This is a genomic window from Ruegeria sp. AI3 (assembly GCF_056541245.1).
Map to the genome: position 1 here is coordinate 67,206 of NZ_JBQFYA010000002.1, position 26,057 is coordinate 93,262.

The 26,057-nt window shown below is 59.2% G+C and carries 22 protein-coding genes; 15 read left to right on the forward strand and 7 right to left on the reverse strand.

The annotated features are described in order from the left end of the window. Positions 1-21: 21 nt before the first annotated feature. A complete protein-coding gene (ndk, locus tag ACRZ95_RS04125) occupies positions 22-444 on the reverse strand; it encodes a nucleoside-diphosphate kinase (protein WP_155143779.1) in 423 nt (140 codons plus the stop codon). 115 nt (positions 445-559) lie between these two features. After that, positions 560-1,762 carry a multidrug effflux MFS transporter gene (locus tag ACRZ95_RS04130; protein ID WP_170677745.1) on the reverse strand — a complete coding sequence of 401 codons (1,203 nt, stop codon included), beginning with the start codon at positions 1,760-1,762 and terminating at the stop codon, positions 560-562. Between the two features lie 108 nt (positions 1,763-1,870). Between ACRZ95_RS04130 and ACRZ95_RS04135 the strand changes: the two genes are divergently transcribed. The 6 genes from ACRZ95_RS04135 to ACRZ95_RS04160 all read left to right on the forward strand — a co-directional run bounded on the left by ACRZ95_RS04135 (position 1,871) and on the right by ACRZ95_RS04160 (position 7,580). Further along, entirely contained in the window at positions 1,871-3,724 is a 1,854-nt protein-coding gene (locus tag ACRZ95_RS04135) for an ABC-F family ATP-binding cassette domain-containing protein (protein WP_170677743.1), read from the forward strand. Continuing rightward, a complete protein-coding gene (locus ACRZ95_RS04140; RefSeq protein ID WP_170677742.1) occupies positions 3,721-4,341 on the forward strand; it encodes a MarC family protein in 621 nt (206 codons plus the stop codon). The genes ACRZ95_RS04135 and ACRZ95_RS04140 overlap by 4 nt, the downstream gene beginning before the upstream one ends. A gap of 39 nt (positions 4,342-4,380) precedes the next feature. Beyond that, entirely contained in the window at positions 4,381-4,962 is a 582-nt protein-coding gene (locus ACRZ95_RS04145) for a TIGR02281 family clan AA aspartic protease (protein WP_170677741.1), read from the forward strand. A gap of 48 nt (positions 4,963-5,010) precedes the next feature. After that, complete coding sequence (locus ACRZ95_RS04150; RefSeq protein ID WP_170677739.1) at positions 5,011-5,622, forward strand: hypothetical protein; 612 nt, start codon at positions 5,011-5,013, stop codon at positions 5,620-5,622. A 60-nt stretch (positions 5,623-5,682) separates the two neighbouring features. Beyond that, positions 5,683-6,276, forward strand: a complete 594-nt coding sequence (locus ACRZ95_RS04155) for a YceI family protein (protein ID WP_170677737.1) — start codon at positions 5,683-5,685, stop codon at positions 6,274-6,276. A gap of 83 nt (positions 6,277-6,359) precedes the next feature. After that, complete coding sequence (locus ACRZ95_RS04160) at positions 6,360-7,580, forward strand: MFS transporter (protein ID WP_170677735.1); 1,221 nt, start codon at positions 6,360-6,362, stop codon at positions 7,578-7,580. 25 nt (positions 7,581-7,605) lie between these two features. Here the strand turns inward: ACRZ95_RS04160 and ACRZ95_RS04165 are convergent, their stop codons facing one another. Further along, complete coding sequence (locus ACRZ95_RS04165) at positions 7,606-8,244, reverse strand: OB-fold-containig protein (RefSeq protein ID WP_480554565.1); 639 nt, start codon at positions 8,242-8,244, stop codon at positions 7,606-7,608. After that, positions 8,211-8,339, reverse strand: coding sequence for a hypothetical protein (locus ACRZ95_RS04170; protein ID WP_480554567.1), 129 nt, complete (start codon positions 8,337-8,339; stop codon positions 8,211-8,213). Before ACRZ95_RS04170 ends, ACRZ95_RS04165 begins: the two co-directional genes overlap by 34 nt. A 253-nt stretch (positions 8,340-8,592) precedes the next feature. On the opposite strand from ACRZ95_RS04170, the gene metG reads away from it, so the two are divergent. From metG to ACRZ95_RS04185, 3 genes are all read left to right on the forward strand, one after another. After that, a complete protein-coding gene (gene metG / locus ACRZ95_RS04175; RefSeq protein WP_170677733.1) occupies positions 8,593-10,311 on the forward strand; it encodes a methionine--tRNA ligase in 1,719 nt (572 codons plus the stop codon). A 247-nt stretch (positions 10,312-10,558) separates the two neighbouring features. Next, a complete protein-coding gene (locus tag ACRZ95_RS04180) occupies positions 10,559-11,737 on the forward strand; it encodes an efflux RND transporter periplasmic adaptor subunit (protein ID WP_170469796.1) in 1,179 nt (392 codons plus the stop codon). Between the two features lie 3 nt (positions 11,738-11,740). Then, positions 11,741-14,878 carry an efflux RND transporter permease subunit gene (locus ACRZ95_RS04185; RefSeq protein WP_170677731.1) on the forward strand — a complete coding sequence of 1,046 codons (3,138 nt, stop codon included), beginning with the start codon at positions 11,741-11,743 and terminating at the stop codon, positions 14,876-14,878. A 63-nt stretch (positions 14,879-14,941) separates the two neighbouring features. Here the strand turns inward: ACRZ95_RS04185 and glpD are convergent, their stop codons facing one another. Then, positions 14,942-16,504 (reverse strand): glycerol-3-phosphate dehydrogenase, encoded by a 1,563-nt coding sequence (glpD, locus tag ACRZ95_RS04190; RefSeq protein ID WP_170677729.1) that lies wholly within the window; start codon positions 16,502-16,504, stop codon positions 14,942-14,944. Between the two features lie 179 nt (positions 16,505-16,683). On the opposite strand from glpD, the gene ACRZ95_RS04195 reads away from it, so the two are divergent. The 4 genes from ACRZ95_RS04195 to ACRZ95_RS04210 all read left to right on the forward strand — a co-directional run bounded on the left by ACRZ95_RS04195 (position 16,684) and on the right by ACRZ95_RS04210 (position 20,654). Further along, positions 16,684-17,448: a DeoR/GlpR family DNA-binding transcription regulator gene (locus ACRZ95_RS04195; RefSeq protein WP_170677727.1), complete on the forward strand. Its 765-nt coding sequence runs from the start codon at positions 16,684-16,686 to the stop codon at positions 17,446-17,448. 108 nt (positions 17,449-17,556) lie between these two features. Then, positions 17,557-17,913, forward strand: a complete 357-nt coding sequence (locus ACRZ95_RS04200) for a DUF3302 domain-containing protein (RefSeq protein ID WP_170376673.1) — start codon at positions 17,557-17,559, stop codon at positions 17,911-17,913. A 21-nt stretch (positions 17,914-17,934) separates the two neighbouring features. After that, positions 17,935-19,080 carry an HlyD family secretion protein gene (locus ACRZ95_RS04205; protein ID WP_170638894.1) on the forward strand — a complete coding sequence of 382 codons (1,146 nt, stop codon included), beginning with the start codon at positions 17,935-17,937 and terminating at the stop codon, positions 19,078-19,080. Positions 19,081-19,091: 11 nt separating this feature from the next. After that, a complete protein-coding gene (locus ACRZ95_RS04210) occupies positions 19,092-20,654 on the forward strand; it encodes an efflux transporter outer membrane subunit (RefSeq protein ID WP_170677724.1) in 1,563 nt (520 codons plus the stop codon). 104 nt (positions 20,655-20,758) lie between these two features. On the opposite strand, the gene mprF is transcribed toward ACRZ95_RS04210, so the two are convergent. Beyond that, entirely contained in the window at positions 20,759-23,362 is a 2,604-nt protein-coding gene (gene mprF, locus ACRZ95_RS04215; RefSeq protein WP_170677722.1) for a bifunctional lysylphosphatidylglycerol flippase/synthetase MprF, read from the reverse strand. A gap of 87 nt (positions 23,363-23,449) precedes the next feature. After that, positions 23,450-23,878 carry an Lrp/AsnC family transcriptional regulator gene (locus ACRZ95_RS04220; protein WP_170376662.1) on the reverse strand — a complete coding sequence of 143 codons (429 nt, stop codon included), beginning with the start codon at positions 23,876-23,878 and terminating at the stop codon, positions 23,450-23,452. An 87-nt stretch (positions 23,879-23,965) separates the two neighbouring features. Between ACRZ95_RS04220 and rocF the strand changes: the two genes are divergently transcribed. Together rocF and ACRZ95_RS04230 are read left to right on the forward strand one after the other, a co-directional pair. Further along, a complete protein-coding gene (gene rocF, locus ACRZ95_RS04225; RefSeq protein ID WP_170677720.1) occupies positions 23,966-24,886 on the forward strand; it encodes an arginase in 921 nt (306 codons plus the stop codon). Next, on the forward strand, positions 24,886-25,929 hold the full coding sequence (locus ACRZ95_RS04230; RefSeq protein WP_170677718.1) for an ornithine cyclodeaminase: 1,044 nt from the start codon (positions 24,886-24,888) through the stop codon (positions 25,927-25,929). The genes rocF and ACRZ95_RS04230 overlap by 1 nt, the downstream gene beginning before the upstream one ends. Positions 25,930-26,057 lie beyond the last annotated feature (128 nt).

Genomic DNA, 26,057 nt, shown 5'->3' on the forward strand with positions numbered 1-26,057 from the left:
TCTGTTCACCAAAGTGACGGCTTAGCCGACCAGTTCGATGCCCGAGAAGAAATAGGCGATCTCAACCGCTGCTGTCTCAGGTGCGTCCGAACCGTGGACCGAATTTTCGCCAACCGATTCCGCGAACTCGGCGCGGATGGTGCCGGCTGCTGCGTCTGCGGGGTTAGTCGCGCCCATGACTTCACGGTTCTTTGCAATGGCGCCTTCGCCTTCCAGAACCTGAACAACGACCGGAGCCGACGACATGAATTCGCACAGTTCGTCATAGAACGGACGCTCGGCGTGAACTTCGTAGAACTTGCCAGCTTGCTCTTTGGTCATGTGGATGCGCTTTTGCGCAACGATGCGCAGGCCCGCCTCTTCGAACTTGGCGTTGATTTTGCCAGTCAGGTTGCGGCGGGTTGCATCGGGTTTGATGATCGAGAATGTGCGTTCCAGTGCCATGTCGGCCTCTCCTTACAATGTGGCGCGGGGTGTGCGCCGAAATCCATCGCGCGCCGCCTAACATGGTCTGTGGCTCATGGAAAGTCTTATGATGCCTTGCCCCGCGCTTTGCGGTTCAGATTGTGTCAGGCAAAGGCTCTAGACGGTCGACACGGCGAACGTAGAGCACCGCAAGCAGGCCAATGAAACTGCTGCCACTCATCATGCCCAGAACCAGATACGGGCCGTTTTCGGCGTTGACGAATGCTCCGGTGATAGAGGTCAGCACAGCCCCTAGTGCCACGATCATCGCTCCCGAAAGCCCAGCGGCGCTACCCGCCAGTTTCGGGCGCACTGACATGACGCCAGCGGAGGCGTTGGCGTTGGTCAAGCCGTTGCCAAACCCTACGCAGACAGCCGAGCCGAAGAATACCCAAACCGAGCCCAACTGGCCCAGAAACAAAAGCAACCCAAGGAAGGGGCCGGTCGAGGCTACGATCCGCCCAATCAGGATCATCGTGGTCAGCCGGGTCCGAGCAGCGATGCGTCCGGTGATGAAATTTCCCACCATGAAGCCACCGGTGATGATGCCAATGCCTAGGCCCAGCATCGCGGGGCTTAGATCGAACCACGCTGCGGCCACCAATGGCGCGCCAGTGATAAAGCTGTAGAACCCCCCAATCGAAAACGCAGCGCAAAGGGCATAGCCCCAGAACCTGCGGGCACGGAACAGGTGCGGGTATTCTCTCAGCTGTGCAGCGAAAGTCGAGGAGCGGTTGGTATTGGTCTCACCCATATCGAACCAAAGCAAGGTCAACAGTCCCGCCCCCAACAGCGAATACAAAACGAAGCCTGCCCGCCAACCGAAGAGCATATCAAGCGCCCCGCCCAGCATCGGCCCGAGCATCGGCGCCAAGGCCATTGCCATAGCGACATAGCCAAGTCTGCTGGCGGCCTCATTCGGCGGGTATTGATCCCGGATCGACGCGCTGGACAAGACTGAGCCCGCCACCACAACGGCTTGCAACAGACGGAAGCCAAGGAATAGCCAGATCGACTCGGCGAGGGCGCAACCGATTGAAGCGCAAACAAAGATCGTCATGCAGATCAACAGGACAGGTCTGCGTCCGTAGCGATCCGACAGCGGCCCCAAGATCAACTGAAGTATGGCTGAAACCGCGAGATACCCCGCGACTGACAGGTTCACGAGGCCATAGTCGACCGCGAAATCCTCACTCATATGCGCCAGCGAAGGTAGGAACATATTCAGCGAAAGAACCGACAGCGCCGTAGCAAAGATCAGCGTGATCAAAGTTGGAGGCGTCTGGGCCGCGCGCATGGTCAAAACCGTTTCAAATTGGCAAACGAGAAAGCGCTAACACATCGCTGGTCGGTTGAACATGCTTAGCCGCTGGCGGCGGCATCACGGCTCTGCTAAGAGCGCGTCATGTTACGGATCGAAGACATCATCTACGCCGTTGAGGGCCGCCCTCTTTTCGACGGGGCCAGCGCAACCATCCCAGATGGCCACAAGGTTGGCCTTGTGGGCCGCAATGGCACCGGCAAGACCACCCTCTTCCGCCTGATCCGGGGGGAGTTGGCACTGGAATCAGGCAATATCTCGATCCCGAAACGCGCCCGGATTGGTGGCGTGGCGCAAGAGGTGCCCTCGTCCGACGTGTCGCTTATCAATACAGTTCTGGCCGCCGACACCGAACGCAGCGCGCTGATGGTTGAGGCTGAAAGCGCCGAAGACCCCGCTCGCATCGCCGAGATCCAGACCCGACTGGCGGATATCGACGCCTGGTCGGCCGAGGCGCGCGCGGCCTCGATCCTCAAAGGTCTGGGCTTTGATGACGACGACCAGCTGCGCCCGTGTTCCGATTTCTCGGGCGGTTGGCGGATGCGCGTGGCGCTGGCGGCGGTGCTGTTCTCGCAGCCCGACCTGCTGCTGCTGGACGAACCGACCAACTATCTCGACCTCGAAGGCGCGTTGTGGCTGGAGAGCTATCTGGCGAAATATCCGCATACGGTCATCATCATCAGCCACGACCGCGGTCTTTTGAACCGGGCCGTAGGTTCGATCCTGCATCTGGAAGATCGCAAGCTCACCTACTACGCAGTCCCCTACAACAAGTTCGCCGAGCGCCGTGCCGAACGTCTGGCACAAGCGGAGTCGGAGAACGCCAAGGCTAAGGCCCGCATCGCTCATCTTCAAAGCTTCGTGGACCGCTTCCGCTACAAGGCGTCCAAAGCTGTTCAGGCCCAATCCCGCCTGAAAATGATTGAACGCATCCAGCTGGTCTCAACACCGCAAGAGGCCGCCCTGCGCGCGTTTTCCTTCCCCGAGCCCGAGGAACTGTCGCCCCCGATTATTCAAATCGAAGGTGGTGTAACCGGCTATGGCGAGGTCGAAGTGCTGCGCCGTCTGAACCTTCGCATTGATCAGGACGACCGGATCGCGCTGCTGGGCAAGAACGGTCAGGGTAAGTCGACCCTGTCCAAGCTGCTGTCGGACCGGCTGCCCCTGATGGCTGGCAAAATGGCCCGCAGCAACAAGCTGCGGATCGGTTACTTTGCGCAGCATCAGGTAGATGAGCTGTATGTGGATGAAACCCCTCTGGACCACCTGCGCCGTCTGCGCCCGGACGAGGCGCCGGGCAAATGGCGCTCGCGTCTGGCCGGGTTTGGCCTGAACTCCGATCAAGCCGAGACAGAGGTTGTGCGCCTGTCCGGCGGGCAAAAAGCCCGTCTGTCTCTGCTGCTCGCCACAATCGACGCGCCGCATATGCTGATCCTCGACGAGCCGACCAACCACCTCGATATCGAAAGCCGAGAGGCTCTGGTCGAGGCGCTGACCGCCTATTCCGGTGCGGTTGTGCTGGTCAGCCACGATATGCACCTGCTGTCGCTGGTGGCGGATCGGTTGTGGCTGGTCTCGGACGGGACGGTCAAGCCGTTCGACGACGACCTCGAGGCCTATCGCGCGATGCTGTTGGCCCGGGACAAGCCAGTCAAAACAAAGCCGCAGGCTGCAAAGCCCAAACGCCCGTCTCGCGAGGCGATGCTCGCCCTGCGCGCCGATCTACGTAAATGCGAGGACCGGATTGAAAAGCTGACGGATATGCACGAGAAACTCTCGGCCAAGCTGGCGGATCCGGCGCTGTATGAGGATGACAGGATCAACGATCTTGAGACCTGGAACCGCAAATTCGCCGAGGTCTCGGAAGCCATGCAAAAAGCCGAGACCCTATGGGTGGCCGCAGCGGAACGCCTTGAACAAGCCGAGAATGCCGCATGATGGATCTGGCCTTTTTCATTACCGCCTTCACCACCTTGTTCGTGGTGATCGACCCGTTCGGCACCACGCCGATCTTCGTAGCACTGACGCAGGACATGGATGCCAGGACCCGGCGCAAAACAGCCATTCGCAGCTGCCTGACCGCCGTCTTCATCCTGATCGCCTTTGCCGCCTTTGGCGAGGCGCTGTTGGGCTTTGTCGGGATCTCGATGGCCGCCTTCCGCGTTGCGGGCGGGGCGTTGCTGTTCCTCACCGCGCTGGACATGCTGTTCGACCGCCGCACCAAACGCCGCGAAGACCGGGCCGAGGAAGAGGAACATCCCGACCCGTCCGTGTTCCCTCTGGCCATTCCGCTGATCGCGGGGCCGGGTTCAATCGCGACGATCATCCTGCTGGCCGGCCAGCATCCCGGCGTGCTGGGCATTGTCGAGGCTTGTATCGTCATGCTTGCGGTGATGTCTGTTGTCCTGATCTTCTTTCTGGCTGGCGGGTTGATCGGCCGCATTCTGGGCAAGACCGGGTTGAACGTCCTGACCCGGCTGTTGGGTATGTTGCTGGCGGCTTTGTCGGTTCAGTTCATTCTGGATGGCCTCAAGGCCTTTGGATTCGCGTCCTGACCCCCCATATACTGCTGTGTAGCGAGTAAGGAATTGGGCATGGACACCGACAATGTAATGCGTTTGGTCTACCTCAGCGTGCTGGGCACAGCCGTTGTGTTCTGGTTCCTGGCGCAGAACCGCCAATCGCTGAACAAAACCCTGCAGCAGGTTATGGCCTGGGTGTTCATCTTCGTGGGTGTCGTGGCCGTGGTTGGCCTGTGGGAAGATATCCGCACAACGGTGGGCCCTGCTCCGCAGATGACGGTGACGGGTGAGTCGATCGAGGTGCCCCGATCAGCCGACGGGCATTACTATCTGTCGGTTCAAGTGAACGGAGAGCCGATCACCTTTCTGGTCGATACCGGAGCCAGCCAAATTGTTCTCAGCGACAAAGACGCCAGGCGCGCGGGGATTGACCCGAACCAGCTGAACTACTTTGGCCGTGCCCTTACCGCCAATGGAGAGGTTCGGACCGCTCCGGTACGGCTGGACACGCTGACGGTGGGGCCAATCACCGACCAGAATGTCTCGGCCTGGATCAACGAAGGTGATTTACACAAGTCGCTGCTGGGCATGGACTACCTGCATCGTTTTTCGAACATCCAGTTCACCGACGGGCGTATGATCCTGTCGCGCTAGGCACGTGTGACGCTTGAGAACAAAATAAGAACATGATATGAGTTACTCATGTCTGTTCAGCTTCTTGGTCAAAAGCCCGCGCGCGCCGCGCCGGGGGTTACGCTACAGGATGGGATCACCCTGCAACTGGGGCGCGTGCATGAAGGCTGCGGCCCCGCGCGGCGCAGCTTTGCCATGTGGCTGGCCGGTCAGATGCAGGGGCCGGTCCTATGGATTTCCCCCGCATGGGAGTCCGGGCAGTTGAACCCCGACGGGATGATGCCTTTTGCCGATCCCGCCCGGTTCATCTTTGTCCGCCCCACCCGCGCCGAGGACCTGCTGTGGTGCATGGAAGAAGCGTTGCGCAGCGGGGCCATCCCGCTGATCGTTGGGGATCTGCCCGGCGCGCCGGGGCTGACGCCCGTGCGCCGGATGCATCTGGCCGCCGAACAGGGCGGCACCATGGGGCGGGCCCCGCTAGGCCTGCTGCTGACGCCCGGTGATGGAGGTGCGCAAGGGATCGAGACCCGCTGGCACATGGCCGCCGCACATCAGGGCGAGGCGCGCCGCTGGACCCTGACCCGCCGCCGCGCCCGCGCCCTGCCTCCGGTCAGTTGGATCGCCACGCAGATCAAACCGCGCGCCGGGCTGCAGCTTGACCAGATCGCCGCCGTGGACTGAACACACCTAATCACGCATTTTTTTGTTGGTCCAAGGGGCCGCGCGCCCTAGCGTCCGGTCATGAGAGATTTGACCCGACGTGCCGTTCTTACGGGGCTGGCGACCCTACCCTTCGCCCAAGCGCTGCATGCAGCGCTCAGACCCTATGCGCTGTCGGATAGTGGCACGAAGGTTGGCTTTAGCTTCGATCTGTCCGGCGTTTCGCAAAACGGCACCATGCCGATCCGGACAGCGGATGTTCAAGTGGATACGACACGCCTGCAAAACAGCCGGGTGCAGGTGGCATTGGACGTGAGCAAAGCCAAAACCCGTCTGCCCTTTGCGCGCGCGCCCATGCTCAGTCCCAGTGTACTGGACGCCGAAAGCCATCCGACCATCACCTTCGTCTCAACCGGGATCGAGCTTGGGCAGGATGGACGCATCTCGGACGGGGCCCGTATCACCGGGGACCTGACAGTTCGGGGAGTGACGCGTCCGATCACATTGCAAGCCAGCCTCTACCGTCCGCAGGGCACAGCGGCGGGTGATCTGGATCGCCTGTCGATCAGCCTGAAGGGCGCGCTGAACCGGCACGACTTTGGCGCCTCGGGCTATCCCGATCTGGTGAATGACACCGTCACACTGGACATTCGCGCCGAAATCAGCCGCCTCTGACCAAAGGCGAAAGTTCAAAAACGACTCCTTGACGTCGAATAGCTGCGCGCATTGTTTGAAGGCCTCGCCAAGGTGGACCCATCATGCGCACGATCATTTCCTTTGCCGCCCTATTCCTTTCTGTCATTCTGCTGCAACTGTCGACCGGTGGCGTTGGGCCGCTCGATGCCATTTCCGGCATCACGCTGAATTTCACGACCGAACAAATCGGTCTGCTAGGCTCGGCGCATTTCATCGGTTTCTTTGTCGGCTGTTGGTGGGCTCCGCGTCTGATGGGCAGCGTCGGGCATTCCCGTGCCTTTGCTGTCTGCACCGCGCTGGGCGCGATGGGTCTGATTGGCCATACCCTGACCGAAAACCCCTATGTCTGGGCCTTCCTCAGGATAGCGTCCGGCACCTGTGTCGCCGGGTGTTACACGGTGATCGAGGCATGGCTGAACGCGAAAGTCACAAATGAGACCCGGGGGCGCGCCATGGGCACCTATCGCATCGCCGATATGGGTGCATCACTGTGTGCGCAGTTGATCATCGCTGTGCTGCCGCCTGCCTCTTACGTCTCGTACAATCTGCTGGCGATCCTGTGTTGTGCCTCCTTGCTGCCGCTGACCCTGACACGCGCCAGCCAACCCGCAACCCCTGACGCACCGCGTCTGCGCCCCAAACTGGCCTGGCGCAGCTCTCCTTTGGCGGTTGCCGGAGTCATCGTTGCTGCGCTCAGCTCTGCCTCATTCCGTATGGTCGGCCCTGTCTACGGGCAAGAAGTCGGGCTGGGCATAGATCAGATCGCCTTCTTCCTCGCCTCATTTGTTTTGGGTGGCGCGATGGCGCAGTACCCGATGGGATGGCTTGCGGATAAATATGACCGGCGCTGGGTGCTGATCTGGTTGTCTGCCGCTGCGGTTTTGAGTTGTGGAATAACCATGATGGCCAGCAACACAGGGACGCTCGGGGTGATGCTGGCGGCATGGGTGTTCGGCTTCACCACCTTCCCAATCTTCTCGGTCTCCTCGGCCCATGCCAACGACTTTGCCACCACTGAACAACGGGTCGAGCTGTCTGCAGCGCTGATGTTCTGGTACGCGCTGGGCGCGATTGCCTCACCCTACGTCTCATCCACACTGATCGAAAAATTCGGCCCGGGCGCACTGTTTGCCTTTGTCGCTGTTGGTCATTTGGGTCTGATCGTCTTTGGTCTGGCCCGTATGCGTTCACGCCCCACCCCAGAGGAGCGGACGAACTATGTCTATGCCCCCAGAACATCCTTTACGATTGGGCGCTTGTTAAAACGCTCGCGCGAGGAATAGAGGCAGCGACGAGACACCCTTGGTGCTATGGTTCTAAGGATTGGAGATCTGTTCTATCGGACAGTCCGACCAGCACGAAACGGTCAAGGAATCTGTCCCGCAGAACAGGAACGTCCGTGCCTTGCTCAAGCGTGTCCCGGTCCTGCAACGGCTCTGCCTTCACGTAATGCGCATTGCCGAACCGATCCATGACACGCACCTCAGCCGGTCGTCCGCGCGACGCAGAGCCTTGGGTCACTACCCCCCTGCACCGTGCCAGCTCCCGTTCAGGCATTCCGTCCGTTTTGGTTTTTGTCAACAAACGAGTGAAAACCGGGCCGAAACCGCGCGCAAACCAAAGGCTAAAAATACCCGCCGGGATGGTGGCCAACCCAACAGGCCAATCAGAGCCCAACAGATCCTCGACGATCAGTTGAACGCCAACCCCAGACATCGCAAAACCGGCCAGCAAGACCACCAGCCAGATCATGACCGGCACATCGTCAATCCCCAACCGCGTCAGAGTTCCTGTTGCAGAGGCCGCCGGAGCCTCGCACTCGATCTCGGCCAGTTCCAACGCACTCAGATCAATGCCTGCTTCGATATCAAGATCGAAATCCGCAACACTCAGACCGGGGGCCTTCAGGTCGGTCAGACCTTCGCTGGCCAGAAGACTGCACCACAAAGCGCGGCGATGACCTCGGCCGCCAACAGGCCAAACAGCAGCGCAAGCGCCATCGTAAAGGGCGTGAATGCGCTTTGGAGAAGAAAATCGAACATAAACAAACACCGTGAAATCGCAGTTCTTTTGCATGAAGCAAGCGCAGAACGTCGTGCAGTGAAATCAAAAGACCGGAAATCAATTGGCCGCCTGAACGGTAGCGCCGGCCCGTGCCGGAATACAATCGACAATTTAGTCGCGGTTTTTTTCGACCGCAATCATGGTTTTCGTATCCTCCATGCCAAACCCACTCTTTTGCTAACGGGTCACATAAGGTAGACGGGCGCGCAGACAGTTACGTGGACACGCAAAATGGCTCGAATTCTCATCACCTCGGCGATCCCCTACATCAACGGGATCAAGCACCTCGGCAACCTGATCGGCTCGCAATTGCCTGCCGACCTGTACGCACGCTACCAGCGTGGCCGTGGGAACGAGGTCATGTTCCTGTGCGCCACTGACGAACACGGCACCCCGGCCGAGCTGGCCGCTGCCAAGGCGGGCAAGCCCGTCGCCGAGTATTGCGCCAATATGTATGCCGTGCAGGCCGATATCGCCAAACGCTTTGGCCTGAGCTTCGATCACTTTGGACGCTCGTCCAGCGAACAGAACCGCCACCTGACGCAGCACTTCGCTGGCAAGTTGGATGAGGCCGGTCTGATCCGTGAGGTCAGTGAAAAACAGGTCTACTCGAATGCCGATGGCCGGTTCCTGCCTGACCGCTATATCGAAGGCACCTGCCCCAATTGCGGCTACGACCGCGCGCGGGGTGACCAGTGCGAGAACTGCACCAAGCAATTGGACCCGACAGACCTGATCGAGCCTCGCAGCGCGATCAGCGGCTCGACTGATCTTGAAGTGCGCGAGACCAAGCACCTGTATCTGCGCCAATCGGCGATGAAGGATCAGCTGGATGCCTGGATCGACAGCAAGACTGACTGGCCGATCCTGACCACATCCATTGCCAAGAAATGGCTGCATGACGGAGACGGCCTGCAGGATCGCGGCATCACCCGCGATCTGGACTGGGGTGTTCCGGTCAAGAAAGGTGATCAGGACTGGCCCGGTATGGAGGGCAAAGTCTTCTATGTCTGGTTCGATGCACCAATCGAATACATCGCATGCGCCAAGGAATGGGCCGACGCGAATGGCAAGACGGATGCGGATTGGGAACGCTGGTGGCGCACCGACAAAGGTGCGGACGACGTGCGTTACGTGCAGTTCATGGGCAAGGACAACGTGCCCTTCCACACGCTTAGCTTCCCGGCCACCATTTTGGGTTCAGGCGAGCCGTGGAAGATGGTCGACCACCTGAAATCCTTCAACTATCTGAACTATGACGGTGGTCAGTTCTCGACCTCTCAGGGCCGAGGCGTGTTCATGGATCAGGCTCTGGCCATTCTGCCCGCCGACTATTGGCGCTGGTGGCTGCTGAGTCATGCGCCGGAAAGCAGCGACAGTGAGTTCACCTGGGAGAATTTCCAGCAATCGGTGAACAAAGACCTTGCGGATGTTCTGGGCAACTTCGTCAGCAGGATCACCAAGTTCTGCCGCTCGAAATTTGGCGAAGCCGTGCCCGAAGGCGGCACCTTTGGCGCGCGTGAACAAGAACTGATCGCCGACATCACCCGCCGCGTCCGCGCATACGAAGGCCACATGGAGGCCATGGAAGTCCGCAAATCCGCGCAAGAGCTTCGGGCGATCTGGGTGGCCGGTAACGAATATCTGCAATCCGCAGCCCCGTGGTCGACCTTTAAGGAAGACCCCGAACAGGCGGCAGCGCAAGTTCGCCTTGGCCTCAACCTGATCCGCCTCTACGCGGTTCTGAGCGCGCCCTTTATTCCCGACGCTTCAGCCAAGATGCTTAGTGCAATGAATACGCTGGATACAAGCTGGCCCGAAGATGTCGAGGCTGCGCTGAACGCCCTGCCCGCAGGTCATGCGTTCTCGGTACCTGATGTCCTGTTCGCCAAGATCGCCGACGAGGACCGTGAAGAGTGGCAGGAGAAATTTGCGGGTACGCGCGACTGACACAAGCTGCATGAAGTTCTGAAACGGGGGCCTCGACGGCCCCCTTTCTTTTGGGCCCTTCAAACAGCACGCACTCCGTAAACCGGTCTGGTTGCACGGGATTTTCGCAACCCACCAACCATCCCAACCCTTCAATCACCTTGAGATATGTTTGCAAAACGGCCATCCTGCCCTCAAGTTCTGCCGACTCGTCGCTTTTTAAGGCTGCGTATAGGCTCAGTTTTTTGAAATGTATGAGGCTTTTGACATGTCCGTCGCTCTGAAGCAGCCCCGCAACCGGTCTCGTGGTGCTGTCACCGCTCTGTGCCGCCCTCTAGTCATTTTGTCATGCATCGGTTTTGGCTATCCGGCACTTGCGCAAGACGAAAGTGAAGCGCCCGCCGCAAAAGTGTCGATCGCCGCAGCCTACACCGAAGAGATCACCGACGAGGCAAGCTTTATCGGCCGTGCAGAAGCCATCAATAAGGTCGACATCGTCGCGCGCGTCAGCGGATTTCTTGATAGTCAGGAGGTCGAAGATGGCGCCCTGGTGACCGAGGGCGATCTGCTGTTCAAGATCGAACCGGACCTCTATGAGGCGACGCTTGAGGCGCGAAAAGCAGATCTTGACCGCGCCGAAGCCAATTTGGAGCTGGCCAAGGTCGATCTCGCGCGGAAAGAGGAACTCTTTAGACGCGACGCAACCCCAGAGTCAGAACGTGACATCGCGCGTGCCAACGAACTGGTCGCCGAGGCCGAGGTCAAAGCCGCAAACGCCGCTATTCAGCAAGCTGAGCTGGACCTCAGCTATACCGAGATCCACGCGCCCTTTACCGGTCGCCTAGGCCGGGTCACCACGAGTGTAGGCGATGTGGTTGGCCCCACGAACCCACCGCTGGTTAACTTGGTCAGCGAAGCGCCAATCTACGTGAATTTCTCCTTGAATGAGAAACAGTTTACCTCGGTTCTTCAACAGGTTGGTGAAAGTGCTGCCTCTCTGGCGGAAAGCAACAAAAGCCCCAATGTGCATGTCATTCTGCCGAACGGAACCGAGCTGGATGAAACCGGTGAGATCGTCTTTGTAGACAACCGTATCGACCCGCTGACCGGCGCCATTACGGTGCGGGCCGAGTTTGACAACGCAGATCGCCTGATCATCGACGGCGCGTTCGTGAATGTGCAGATCGAGGCACTGGAGCCGACCCTTCAGGTCCTGATCCCTCAGGCAGCATTACAGCGTGACCAGCGCGGCGAGTTCGTACTGGTTGTCAATGACCAGCAGATGGTCGAACAGCGCTATATCACGACCGGCGACTCCGTGGGCACGGCCATAATCGTCTCGGAAGGTCTGCGCGAAGGTGAAAGCGTGATTGTCGAGGGCCTGCAACGCGTGCGCCCCGGCGTGGCGGTGGACGCGGTTGTCGCGTCCGAGCAGCCGGGAGAATAAGGCATGTTCTCAGCCCTGTTCATCAGCCGGCCCAAGCTGGCGCTTGTCATTTCTCTCGTCCTGACGATCATGGGCAGTATCGGCTATATGGTTCTGCCGGTCGCCCAGTTCCCGGACATCACACCTCCGGTTGTCAGCGTCTCGACCACCTATACCGGCGCCAATGCCGAGACCGTGGAAAACACCGTCGCCGCGCCCATCGAGGCGCAGGTCAATGGTGTGGACGACATGATCTACATGACGTCGACCTCATCCGACAACGGCTCCTATTCGTTGAACGTTACCTTTGAGGTCGGCACTGACCCAGATATCGCCTCGGTCAACGTGCAGAACCGCGTGGCGCAGGCTATGTCGTCACTTCCGTCCGAGGTAACCTCATCCGGCGTGGTGACGCAGAAAGCATCAACCAACATGCTGCTGCTGGTCACGCTGACCTCGCCCAATGGCACATATGACAGCGTGTTTCTGTCCAACTATGCCTCGATCAACCTGAAAGACGCTTTGGCGAGGGTTCAGGGTGTAGGTAAGGCGGACGTTCTGACCAATCTGGAATACGCCATGCGGATCTGGATGGATCCCGACCAGATGGCCGCTCTGTCGATCACGCCCGGCGATGTGATCAATGCCATTCGCGAACAGAATATCGAAGTCTCCGCAGGCTCAATCGGTGCGCCTCCGGTGCCCGAGGGACAGACCTTTCAATACACGATCAAAACCAAAGGGCGCCTGACATCGGCAGAAGAATTTGGTGACATCGTAATTCGAACGGGTGACGCCGGTTCCATTGTGCGCGTACGTGACATTGGACGCGTTGAATTGGGCGCCGAGTACTATGCGGCCTCCGGCTATTTCGATGCGGTGCCGGCGACCGTGATCGGCATTTACCAGGCCCCCGGCGCTAACGCGCTTGCCGTGTCCGAGCGGGTGCAGGCCGAGCTTGACCGCCTGTCCCGGTCTTTCCCCACAGACGTGGAATACAGTGTCCCCTTCAACACCACAGACTTCGTTGAAGCCTCGCTGAACGATGTGGTCTCGACGCTGATCCTGACCTTCATTCTAGTGATCTCGGTGGTGTTCGTGTTCCTGGGCAGTTGGCGAGCGACAATCATTCCAGCGGTGGCGATCCCGGTCTCATTGATCGGGACATTCGCTTTTTTGCTGGCCTTCGGAATGTCGCTCAACACGATCTCGCTGTTCGCTTTGGTTCTGGCCATCGGGATCGTAGTAGATGACGCCATCGTGGTCGTCGAAAACGTCGAGCGGATCATCGCGGATGAGGGGCTGCCCCCCGCCGAAGCGACCCGTAAGGCAATGGGCCAGATCACCGGCCCTGTTATCGCGACAACGTTGGTTCTGCTGGCCGTGTTCGTGCCGGTGACCTTCATGCCCGGCATCTCTGGCAGGCTGTATTCGCAGTTTGCCGTGACGATTTCGACGGCTGTTGTGATCTCATCCATCAACGCTCTGACCTTGTCGCCTGCCCTGTGTGGCCTGGTTCTACGCGCACGCTCCGGTCCGCCCAAAGGACTGCTGGCGCTGTTCGAAGGTCTGATCGGAACCGTCCGAAACGGCTATGTCGCCATCGTACGCAAATTGCTGATCCTGCCGATTGTCGCGCTGGGTGTTATAGTCGCCTTGGGGATGGGAACCGGGACGATCATGTCCAACACCTCCAGCGGGTTTATCCCACTTGAGGACAATGGCTATCTGTTTGTGGATATCCAACTGCCCGATGCGGCGACGCTGGAACGGACCGAGACGATCTCGGCCCGTGTGGACGACCAGATCCGCGAAATTCCGGGCGTTGCCAGCACCGTTCTGATCAACGGCTTCTCGCTGCTGAACGGCACCACGACCAACGGCGCGGCGATCTTCGTCAACCTCGAAAACTGGGCCGACCGTCAGGAAGAAGACCTGAGCGCCGACGCCATCCTCGCCAAGGTGCTTGCAATTGCGAACGGGGAATCCGCGGCTTCGATCGTGGCCTTCAACCCGCCGCCCATTCAGGGCCTCGGCATGTCGGCCGGTGTCGAGATGGAGGTGCAGCAGACCGGTGGCGGCACACCTCAGGATCTGGCTTCGGCTGTTGGCTCGTTCGTTTACGCGGCGAACCAGCGGCCCGAGATCGGCCAGTCCTACACAACCTTCCGCGCCAACGTTCCGCAGCTTTTTGTTGATCTGGATCGGGAAAAGGCCAAGACCCTGCAGGTCTCGGTCGCCGAGATTTTCCAGACGATGCAGGCGCAACTGGGATCTTACTACGTGAACGACTTCAACCTGTTCGGTCGTGTCTACCGCGTGATGATTCAGGCTGATGGTACCTATCGCGATAATGTCGAGGATATCTCGAACCTTTATGTCCGCTCGCAACAGGGTGAGATGGTTCCTTTGGGCACGTTGATTGACGTGGAAAACGTGTTGGGGCCGGTCTTGCTGAAGCGGCACAACCTGTTCCGGTCGGCAACGGTGACGGCGGTGCCCGCTCCGGGTCTGTCCACGGGTGACGCAATCAATGTGATGACCGAGGAATCCGCAACCGCCCTGCCCCCCGGCTATGCGTTCGAATGGACCGGCACGGCACAGCAGCAGCTGGCCTCGGGCGGTCTGGTCATCGTGATCCTTGGGCTGGCGATCCTGTTTGGCTACTTATTCTTGGTAGGCCAATATGAAAGCTGGACCTTGCCGGTATCGATCCTACTGTCGGTGATTGTCGCCCTGTTCGGTGCGGTCGCGGCCGTCGCGATCGTAGGCAGTGACATCAACCTCTATACGCAGATCGGGATGATCATGCTGGTGGGGCTTGCCTCAAAGAACGGCATTCTGATCGTCGAGTTCGCGATGGAGCAACGCGCCAAAGGCCTTTCGATCAAGGACGCCGCAGCCGAGGCCGCCTATCAGCGTTTCCGTGCCGTGATGATGACGGCGCTGTCCTTCCTTTTGGGGGTTGTCCCGCTACTGGCCGCCAATGGCGCGGGGGCGGCGAGCCAGAAGGCCATTGGGGTCGCCGTGTTCGGCGGCATGTTGGCCGCCACGCTGGTCGGCGTGATCCTTGTGCCAGTCCTCTACGCCTTGATGCAGGGTCTGCGGGAATGGATCAAGGGCAGCAAGAATGATCCCGGCCCGTCCGAGAAAACCGCCTAAGACAAAGCCCCGCCAAATCGGCGGGGCTTTTTGTTTTCAGGCTTCGTCGTCCGTTTTCAACCGCTATGACATCCACTGGTCAATGCGGGCGATCTGATCGGCACTCAACCGCAGCCCCAGCTTGTTGCGACGCCAGACCACGTCCTCGGCGCTGCGGGCGTATTCTTTGTCCATCAGCCATTCGAGTTCTCGCGCGGTGAGGGTTGCGCCGAAGTCTTCACCCAAATCAGCGAGGTCTTTTGCCTCCCCCAACACGGCACGCGCCTCTGTCCCGTATGCGCGGATCAAACGAGCCGCCCATTTTTCAGTAAGAAACGGATAGTCCTGGGTCAACGTCTGCGTGAGGTCCTGCACGCCATCGACGGGAAAGTTCCCACCAGGCAAAGACACGCCTGCTGTCCAGGGTCCGGGCAGGTTTGGGAAATGCTCGGCGACTTTTTCAAGCGCGCTTTCCGCCAGACGACGGTATGTCGTGATCTTGCCTCCGAACACGTTCAAAACAGGCGCCCCACCCTGCGCATCGACCTTCAAGGTATAGTCCCGCGTCGCCGCCGTCGCGCTGCTGGCCCCATCATCATAGAGCGGCCGTACGCCCGAATAGGTCCAGACGATATCGTCCTGCGTCACCGGTTTCTTGAAATACTTGGTTGCGAACTCGCACAAGTAGGTCTGTTCGACCTCGGTGCAGACCGGAGGCTCAGAGGGATCCGAATGGTCCTGATCCGTCGTACCGATCAGGGTAAAATCCTGCTCATAGGGAATGGCAAAGATGATGCGGCCATCCTCGCCTTGGAAGAAGTAACACTTGTCGTGATCGTACAGCTTCTTTGTCACGATATGACTGCCGCGCACCAGACGAACCCCCTCGCGCGAGTTCACCCGGATCTTGGTTTGGATGATATCCCCTACCCACGGACCGCCTGCATTGATCAGCATTCTCGCACGGACCACTTGGCTTTCCCCGGTCGCCCGATCGCGGATGGTGACATGCCACAGGTCATCAACACGCTCGGCCGAGACAACTTCGGTCCGCACCATGATCCGCGCACCGCGAGATTCGGCGTCGCGCGCGTTGAGCACCACCAGCCGCGCATCTTCGATCCAGCAGTCCGAGTATTCATAGGCTGTTTCGAACTTGCCCTGCAAAGGACCACCTTCCGGAGCGCTTCGCAGATCCAGCGACTTCGTTCCCGGCAAAATTTTACGCCCCCCAAGGTTGTCGTACATAAATAGACCCAGACGGATCAGCCACGCGGGGCGACGCCCGCGCATCCAAGGCATGACAGTGCTGAGCAGCTTCGATGTAGGCGTCTCGGAGTCAAAGCGCATGTCCTTGTGATAGGGCAGCACAAAGCGCATTGGCCAACTGATATGAGGCATGGCGCGCAGCAGCGTCTCACGCTCGATCAGCGCCTCGCGCACTAGTCGGATCTCAAAATACTCCAAATAGCGCAGACCGCCATGAAACAGTTTGGTCGAGGCTGATGACGTCGCTGAAGCAAGATCATTCATCTCGGCCAAGGTAACAGACAGCCCCCGCCCCGCAGCATCCCGTGCGATGCCACATCCATTGATCCCACCGCCGATGATGAACAGGTCGCTGATCTGATCGTCTGTCGCTTGCATGGCTTGTGATTCCCTATCCAATCTGGTTGCGCGCATTAATCAGCACTGCATTCGTGTTATCAATGTTTATGTTCGTTTATTTTCGTTTTGCAACACAACTATGAAAATTTCGCATGGCCGCTTGCTAATTTCGACCAAAAGAAGAAAAACGAAAGCACATCATCTGAATGGGTCCACACATGTCGCTCTCTTTCCGCCAATCCGACATTCTTGAGATCGCCAGCACTGAGGGCCGCGTTACTGTTGACGGTTTGGCCGAGCGGTTTGGCGTGACGGTCCAGACAATCCGCCGGGACCTGTCCGAGCTGGCCGATGTCGGGAAGCTGGACCGCGTACATGGCGGGGCTGTCTTGCGCTCCGGCGTCTCCAACATCGGGTATGAGGATCGCCGCACCCTGAATGCAGACGCCAAGACCCGAATGGCGAAGGCATGTGCCAATGACATTCCGGACGGAGCGTCGGTCTTCATGAATATCGGCACCTCGACCGAGGCCGTGGCGCGGCAGATGCTGAACCACAAGGACCTGATGGTGGTTACGAACAATACGAACGTCGCCAATATTCTCGTCGAAAACCCCGATTGCGAGATTGTGTTGGCGGGTGGTGTCCTTCGTCGCTCGGACGGAGGGCTGGTGGGCAACCTTACTGTCTCAACGATCCTTCAGTTCAAGTTCGACTATGCGGTGATCGGATGCTCGGCGCTGGACCCCGAAGGTGATCTGCTGGATTTCGACTTTCAGGAAGTCCAAGTCAGCCAGACGATCATCGCGCAGGCCCGGCGCACGCTGCTGGTGGCCGATCACTCAAAATTCCAGCGGCTTGCCCCTGCCCGCATCACCTCGCTGGCCGAGATTGATGGCTTCTACACCGATGAGCCGCTTACGCTCGACCTCTCGGCAAAATGTGCAGAATGGGGCACGGGTCTGATCGTCTGTCCTGACTGATCCGCACTGCCTCGGGTTCGGAAACGCTAGGTCCCATCACAAAGTCATTGACGAGACAGGGGCCTACGTCTGAGGATGAGACAACCTTCCCGACAGGAGGCATCGAGCATGGGACTTTTGGGGCAGCCGCTAGGCTACTACGACTATCTGACATTCGTGGCACTGATCCTGCTTCTGGCAGCGGTTATGGCGTTGTTTCTCTTCCTTATGGGGCTGCCTGGACGGATCGCGATCAAGCGCAATCATCCACATGCCGAAGCCGTCAAGATCATGGGATGGATGGGTTTTTTGGCCGTTGTCCCGTGGGTTCATGCCTTCATGTGGGCGTTCCATGACGGCGTGACGGTCGACATGCGTCGCGGTCCGGACGAGGAGAAAGACGCAATCCGCAAGGATATCGAACGCCTTGGCGGTACGGTCAAAGAAGAATACCAGGCTGCGCCTGACGAGACGCAGAAAAGCTAAGGCCAAAGGAAACACTCAGACATGTTCGTCGCCCTCGGCATTACGCTGTTTTACATCATTTTCGTCTGGTTCATCTTCTTCAAGATGGAGTGGCTCAAGTTCAACATCGCCTGGGGAATTGTGTCATTCTGGGTCGGTGCGCATTTGCTGCTGATCTTCCTCGTCGCGCTGCGCTTCTTTCAGCCCTTCTCGGTCGACAGCCATGTCGTGCGATCTACGATTCAGATCGTGCCAAAACTGACCCAGCCGACGATTCTCACCGAGGTTCTGGTCGAGCCGAACACGCAAATCACCAAAGGTGACCCGCTCTATCGCTTTGACGATACCGTGTTTTCGCTCGCCGTCGACAATGCCAAGGCACAACTGGTTGCCGCCGAGCAGAACGCCAAAATTCTGGAACAGGATGTCATTGCCAAAACCGAAGCCGTCGAGCGCGCCAATGCGCAACTGGCCTACGCGTTGACCGAACAGGCGCGGTACGAAAATCTGGTGCCCGCAGGCGGTGCTCGTCAGGATGAGCTGGATCGCTGGAACGAACAGGTATCCGAGGACACCGCCTCGGTCAAACAGGCCGAAGCCAATCTTGAGAAGGCAAATCTGGCACTGGCCTCGCAGATCGATGGCGTAAACACGGGCATCCTGCAAGCACAGGCGCAGCTGTCCGAGGCCCAGTACTTTCTGGATAACACCACGATCTACGCGCCGGAAAACGGCATGATCGTCTCGCAACAGGCCCGTCCGGGTTTGGTGGTGGGTGACATTCGTCTGGGTGCGATTGCCAGTTTCGTCACCGAAGACAGCCCCTATCTTTTGGCCACCTTCCGCCAGCAGAACCTGAAATTTGTTGAAGTAGGCCAAGAGGTTGAAGTCGCCTTGGACCTCTATCCCGGTGAAATCCTAACCGGCAAGGTCGAAGCGATCTGGTGGGCCACCCGTCAGGGTCAGTACCTGCCCTCAGGCCGCCTGCCCGGCTTTGAGCTGCCCAAGCTGCCCGGACGAATTGCGGTACAGATCACGGTCGATCTGCCAGAAGAGCACATCCTGCCCGCTGGCGGCCACGCCGCCGTGGCGATCTACACCGGTCAGGGCAAAAGCTTCGAGTTTCTGCGGCGCATCAATATCCGCCTGTATTCCTTCGCCAATTTCATTCGACCGCTAGACATTTGAGGACGCGCATCATGACACGGGCCACCCCCTTTCGACACTTGATGGGAACAGCCCTGTGCGCCGCGTTTCTGGTAGCCTGCGCGCCAGTTGGTCCTGATTTCGTGCGCCCGAACTCTCCGGTCGTGAAACAGTGGATCGAGGTGAACAGTCCCAGCACCGGGCAAAGCGGCCTTACCTCACGCAGCGCGCCGGTCGTGAAATGGTGGGAGACGTTCAATGACCCCACTCTCAACAAACTGATCGCCGAGGCCTATGCCCAGAACCTGTCACTACAGGTCGCTGGCGCGCGGGTCCTGCAAGCGCGGGCACAGTTGGGCATCGCCTTTGGCGAGTTGTATCCGCAATCGCAGGTCCTCGGGGCCTCAACAGATCGGCGACAGATCAGCGACAATCTCGGGCCCATTGCCGATATCAACCGGATCATTCCGCTGGATACCGAATTCTCGACCTCTCAGGCCGGGTTTGATGCGCAGTGGGAATTGGACGTCTGGGGGGCGCAGCGGCGTGGTGTTCAGGCGGCGCGATCGAATTTAGCGTTGCAGGTGGCGAACTATGACGACGCGCTGGTGACGCTGACGGGTGATGTCGCCGCGCTTTATGTCAATATCCGCGCTTTGCAGGAGTCGCTGGGCGTCGCGCGTGAGAACATCAAGTTACAGCAGGAATCGGCAGACCTGACTCAATTGCGGTTCAACAACGGGATCACCACCGAGTTAGACGTGCAGGAATCGACGGCTCTGCTGAACAACACCAAGGCCCTCGTGCCCGAGCTTGAGAGCGATCTTCAGCAAACCAAGAACGCTCTGGCCGTGTTGCTGGGGGCCACCCCGTCACGCATGTCCAGCCTTCTGGGCAATTCCGGTCGCATCCCCTCGGCCCGGTCCAACGTCGCCGTTGGCGTCCCGGCTGAGTTGCTGCGCCGCCGTCCGGACGTGAGGGCCGCGGAACTGGCCGCAGCCACGCAATCGGCCGAGGTCGGCATTGCCATGGCGGACCTCTATCCGCAGTTCATTCTGTCCGGCTCGGTCGGGTTGCAGGCCTCGGGCGGGCGGAACCTGTTCAGCTCGAACAGCACAACGGGCCTTGCCAGCGCGGGCGTCGTTTGGAACGTCCTGAACTATGGCCGCATCAAGAACAACGTCCGGGCGCAGGATGCCGCCTATCAGGCGCTGATCGCCAACTACCAGAACACCGTTCTGACCGCCTATTCCGAGGTCGAAAGCGCCATGGTCGCCTATGCGCAGGCGCGAAAGCAGGTCGGGTTCTATCAGCAGAGCGTCGATGCCTCGCGCAAGGCGGCAGAGATCGCCGTCAATCAGTACACCGACGGGATCGCCGACTACTCCCGCATATTGAACACGCAGACGGCCCTGCTGCGGTCTCAGGCCAATCTGATCGAGGCGCGCCAACAGGTCTCCAGCAATCTCGTCGCCGTTTACAAAGGTCTCGGAGGCGGTTGGCAGATTCGCGAGAACAGAGAGTTCCTGCCTGATACCGTTCTGGCCGAGATGGCTTATCGCACCGATTGGGGCGACCTGCTGCAGGAAACGCCAACCCGCGCTAGCCTGAACTAGAGCGTTTCGGGTTTCACTTTAATCAATGGGCGACGCCAATGTCCCGAGAATGCCGGAGGCATGGCAGGGTATTGGCGTCTCAAGCTAAACCCGAAACGCTCGCGCTACTTAGTTAGGCCCCGCAGACCGCCCGAGATCAGGATGTTCACCTCATACAGGATACGCGGCGCAGCAAGCCCTCCGGGGCTGGCGAGATAGTTCGGGCTCCATTCCGGATCGAACTTCTGTTTGAACGCGCGCAGCCCTTCGAAGTGATAGAATTGCTCACCATGTTCATAGACGAACCCGCCGATCCGGTTCCAAAGGGAGGCAAGCTGACGGTTCTCAATCCCTGAAAACGGCGCTGCACCCAGTGAGAACCAATGGAACCCTTGCTCGGCCCCCCAGGACATCATCTCGGCAAACAAGGCATCCATGACGAAGCTGGGGCTGTCCGGTTCGTAGCGCATCAGGTCCAGAGAAAGCTCGGACTTTTGGCCACCTTGAAACAGGTTGGCGAAAGCCATGATCTGACCGGTTTCTTCGTTCCGCAACACGGCGTGGTCGAAGTAGGACAAGTAGTCATCGTCAAAACCACCTAAGGCGAAACCTTTCTCGGCCCCTGCTTTTTGCTCCAGCCAGTGATCGGAAATCGCCCTCAGCTCCGGTAGACTGGGCGCAAGGTCTTCTTTTGGAATGATCTCGAACACATAACCTTCCCGCTCGGCCCGGTTCTTGGCCTGACGGAAGCGCTTGCGGGATTTGCCGTCCAGCGAGAAGTCTTTCAACGGTACGCGCGCAACCTCTCCGATTTTTAGGATCGACAAGCCAAGGTCCAGAAAGGTCGGCAGGTACTTGGTCGAGACGCTGTAGAAGGCGCACAGCTTTCCTTCTCGATCCGCCATTTCACGCAGTTGCCAGACCAGTTGCTTGCCGGCCTTTTCATCGCCCACAGGCTCACCCTTTGAGATGATGGCATTGCCGGTGTCGGCATAGGCGATGAACGCGGACTCATCGGGTGCAATCAGGAATTGCTTGTCACCGGTCAGGGAAATCTGGGCTTCGGTATCTTCGCTTTCCATCACCAGTCTTTCGACGCATTCTGGGATTTCCGTCCGCACAGGCGCCGGGATCTCGCGCCCGAACAACGACGTCAGGGCCACAATCCCGAGGATGACTGCTACAACAAGGCTGGAGCGCAGGAAACGGGAGGCATCGCCATTCCAAGCGAACTCCCACCACAGCGCGTTCTGGTATTGTACGTGGGAATAGGCGAACAGGCCAATCCAGAAGATGACAGCGAGCAGCGCCATAACGCTGACCAGCCAAGGGATGTTCAACCGGAAGATCGACGCGCCGCTAACACGGTAGAACGCACCACGGAACAGCGCCAAAACGGCGATCGTGGCCAACATGCCCAACGCCTCATGCGTATCCAAACCCTTGGCCAGAGACGCGGCAAAGCCCGCGACCATCAGCAACATCGCGACCACCCACGCGCGGTAGAGCTTGCGGAACAACCCGCGCGACACAAGCAGCAGCAGCACACCCACGGCGCTGCCAGCCAGATGCGAGGCCTCGACAAAGGACAATGGCAAAACCTCGCGCAAAGCACCTAGGCTTTTGCTGTCCGTCGGCAACGCGCCCGAGACCAACAGGATGATTCCGGCAACAGCCGTCACCCCAGCCGCAACCATCGGCACGATAGGGCGAATGGCGCGATACACCCATGTCCCCGCCCCGATGATCCTGTGGCGCTGCGTCAGCGCCGAGGCAACGGCGATGGACAGGCTGGCTATGGCGAAAGGAAGGAACGTGTATACGACGCGATAAAGCAGCAGCGCCGCAATGACATCTGATCGCCCCGAGGCCCCCAGCCCCGCGATCAGCGTCGCTTCAAACACGCCGATACCGCCCGGCGCATGGCTGACAATCCCAACGGCAATCGCGGCGATGAAGATGGTAAAGAAATACGGATACCCAACCCCAAGGTCGTCCGGCATCAGCACGTAAAGGACCATGGAGGCCCCGACCAGATCGCCAATCGCCGCCAGCGTCAGGCATGAGGCCAGCTTGCCACCCGGCAGTTGGAAGCCGATCCCCAGAACCTCTAACCGACGCCCACCGGTGGAGAGCCAGACAAAAATCGCGATCAACGCGCCTAGCAGACCCAACCCGATGGCGGTCTCAACCGTCGCGCTGATAGGCAGCGCGTTCGAGATACCGTCAGGATGAAAGGTCAAAAGCAAGCCGAGGACCAAAACCAGCCCCGTCCAGAATGCCACCCAGGACGTGGCGATTACCCCGGCAACGCGGCTTAGATCAAGGCCCAGAGACGCGTATATCCGGTATCGGATGGCCGTTCCGGTGATGTAGGAAAAGCCCAAACAGTTGGACACCGCATAGCCACTGGCTCCGGCCATTCCTGCAACCGGCAGAGGGACCTCTCCGTCTGCCACGCTTTGCACGGCGAAGACATCGTATAGAGACAGCGAAAAGAAACTGACCGCCGTCCAACACAGAGCATAAAACATCACGCGCCAAGACGTATCCGAGATGTCCGATTGCACATCCGCCCATTTCACATGCGAGGACAGCTCATGCAGAACCGTCAATGCAATCAGAGTCACAAAGATCGGGATGGCGATGCGGACCCATGGCTTCTCAAGGAATGCGGTGATCTTTTCGGCCAATTGCACGGCCCGTGGTTCGTGCTGCTGAGTGGTCATCTTCGATAAATCCCGCCTGTATCCCCGCCGACTGTGGCACAATTTCCTTGGCCGACAAAGCGTAACGGCCCGTTTCACGCAGCGTTTTCAGAACCTTCCCTTGCGCGTGGACAGCAGAAGGTTTGTCTCGGACCGAGTGATCCCTTCCATGCGGCGGATCTGGAACAAGACCTCGTCGAGTTCGGCCAGCGTGTCCGTACCGATTTCAGCGATCAGGTCCCAGCTTCCATTTGTCGAATGCACGGCGCGCACCTGCCGTAGAGCTCCGATACGGGCCATTGTGCGTTCGGTCCCGCGCCCCTCGATCTCAAGCATCATCAGGCCCCGGACCGGGCTTTGCGCCACATCGCGCCTGGTCTGAACGGTAAAGCCCACGATCTCGCCCGATTGCTTGAGGCGTTGCAGCCGACTACGAACGGTCGTGCGCGTGACGCCAAGCGTCTCGGCCAGTTCAGACAGCGACGCCCTCGCATCCCGGTGTAGAGCGCTGAGCAGCCTGTTATCCAAATCGTCCATGAATAGCTTCCTTTTCGGATACTCATCTTTCTTATTGAGCAATTTGCTCTCTTCACGCAAGACAGACTGCCACGTTACATGAAGCATATGGATACGAAGAACATAGTTTTGGTTGGCGCCCCCATGGACGCGGGCAAGCGTCGGCAGGGTTGCCGAATGGGGCCGGATGCCTACCGTGTGGCCGGGCTGGATCGCGCGCTTGCGGATCTTGGTCATAAGGTGATCGACTACGGAGATGCCGCCCCGGATGCGGTGGAGACCCCGGACCACTCCCACCTTTTCGCCCTGCCCGAGTGCATTGGGTGGACGCAGGCTTTGGCCCGAGTCGCTGCCGAAGTCTCGCCCCAAGGTGTGCCAATCTTCATGGGCGGCGATCATGCCTTGTCGATGGGAACCGTGGCCGGAATGGCGGATCATGCACAGCGCATCGACCGGCCTCTGTTCGTTCTGTGGCTGGACGCCCATAGCGATTTTCACACCCCCGGCAGTACAGACAGCGGCAACCTGCATGGAACACCTGTCGCCTATTTCACCGGTCAACACGGGTTCGAGGATTTTCCACCCTTGCCTGCGGTGGTTCCAACCAATCGCGTTGGTATGATCGGATTGCGTTCGGTCGATCCCGCTGAACGCGCCGCGCTTGAGAAGAACCACGCCATGCTGGCCGATATGCGCAGCATTGACGAGCACGGGATCAAGGCGCCTCTCATGGCCTTTCTGGACCGCGTGAGGGCTGAGAACGGCATGCTTCATGTCTCACTAGATGTCGACTTCCTCGACCCCGCGATCGCCCCCGCTGTCGGAACCACCGTGCCCGGAGGCGCCACCGAACGCGAAGCCCATCTGGTCATGGAGCTTCTGCATGAAAGCGGGCTGGTCTGCTCACTCGATCTGGTCGAGTTGAACCCCTTTCTGGATGAACGCGGACGCACCGCAAAACTCATGGTCGACTTGGCCGCATCCCTGATGGGACGCCGGATCTTTGACCGCCCCACTCGGAGTTTCTGATGACTGCACCTTCTGACAAGGCCCTGGTGCCCTTTGTTTCCGTCGACAACATGATGCGGCTGGTTCACCATGTCGGCGTTGAAAAATTGATCATAAGGATCGCTGAGCAGATCGAGGCCGATTTCAAACGCTGGGAAAGCTTTGACAAGACCCCGCGGATTCCGGCGCATTCCCCGCATGGGGTGATCGAACTCATGCCGACATCGGATGGTGAGGCCTACGGGTTCAAATACGTCAATGGCCATCCAAAGAACACGTCTGAAGGGCTGCAAACAGTAACGGCCTTTGGACTGCTCGCGGATGTCTACACGGGCTACCCGACCCTTCTGACCGAGATGACCATCCTGACCGCCCTGCGGACGGCGGCGACATCGGCTTTGGTCGGTCGGTATCTGGCCCCCAAGGGTGCCACCACCATGGCCATGATCGGCAATGGCGCGCAGTCCGAATTCCAATGCCTGGCCTTCAAGGCCATGTGCAGCATCGACACCGTGCGGCTCTACGATACGGACCCGAACGCCACCGCCAAATGCGCTGCCAACCTGCAAGGCAAAGGCCTGAACGTAGTGCCTTGCGAAACCGCCGAAGAGGCGATTGAGGGCGCGCAGATCATCACCACCTGCACCGCGGACAAGAAATATGCCACGATCCTGACCGATAACATGGTCGGCCCGGGCGTCCACATCAACGCGATTGGCGGCGATTGCCCCGGCAAAACCGAACTGCATCGCGACATCCTTTTGCGCTCGGAGATATTCGTGGAATACCCCGAGCAGACGCGGATCGAAGGCGAAATTCAGGCTTTGGAGGATGATCATCCCGTCACTGAACTGTGGCAAGTGATGACCGGTCAGGCACGCGGTCGGACAGACGACAAACAGATTACTCTGTTCGACAGTGTCGGCTTCGCTATTGAGGACTTCTCGGCTCTGCGCGTCATCAAGAGCGCAGTCGCGGAGACTGACTTCTTCGAGCCGCTGGACATGCTGGCCGACCCTGACGATCCCCGCGATCTGTTTGGGATGCTCATGCGCGCGGGCTAACTTCCTTCCGATCCCGCACCGAGCCACTGTCGAATTGGGGGCTCTGCCCCCGCCGCCCGTTCCGGGCGACTCCCCCGGGATATTTATAGCCAGATGAAGAAACGGATCGTTAACCTAGGCTCGGTACT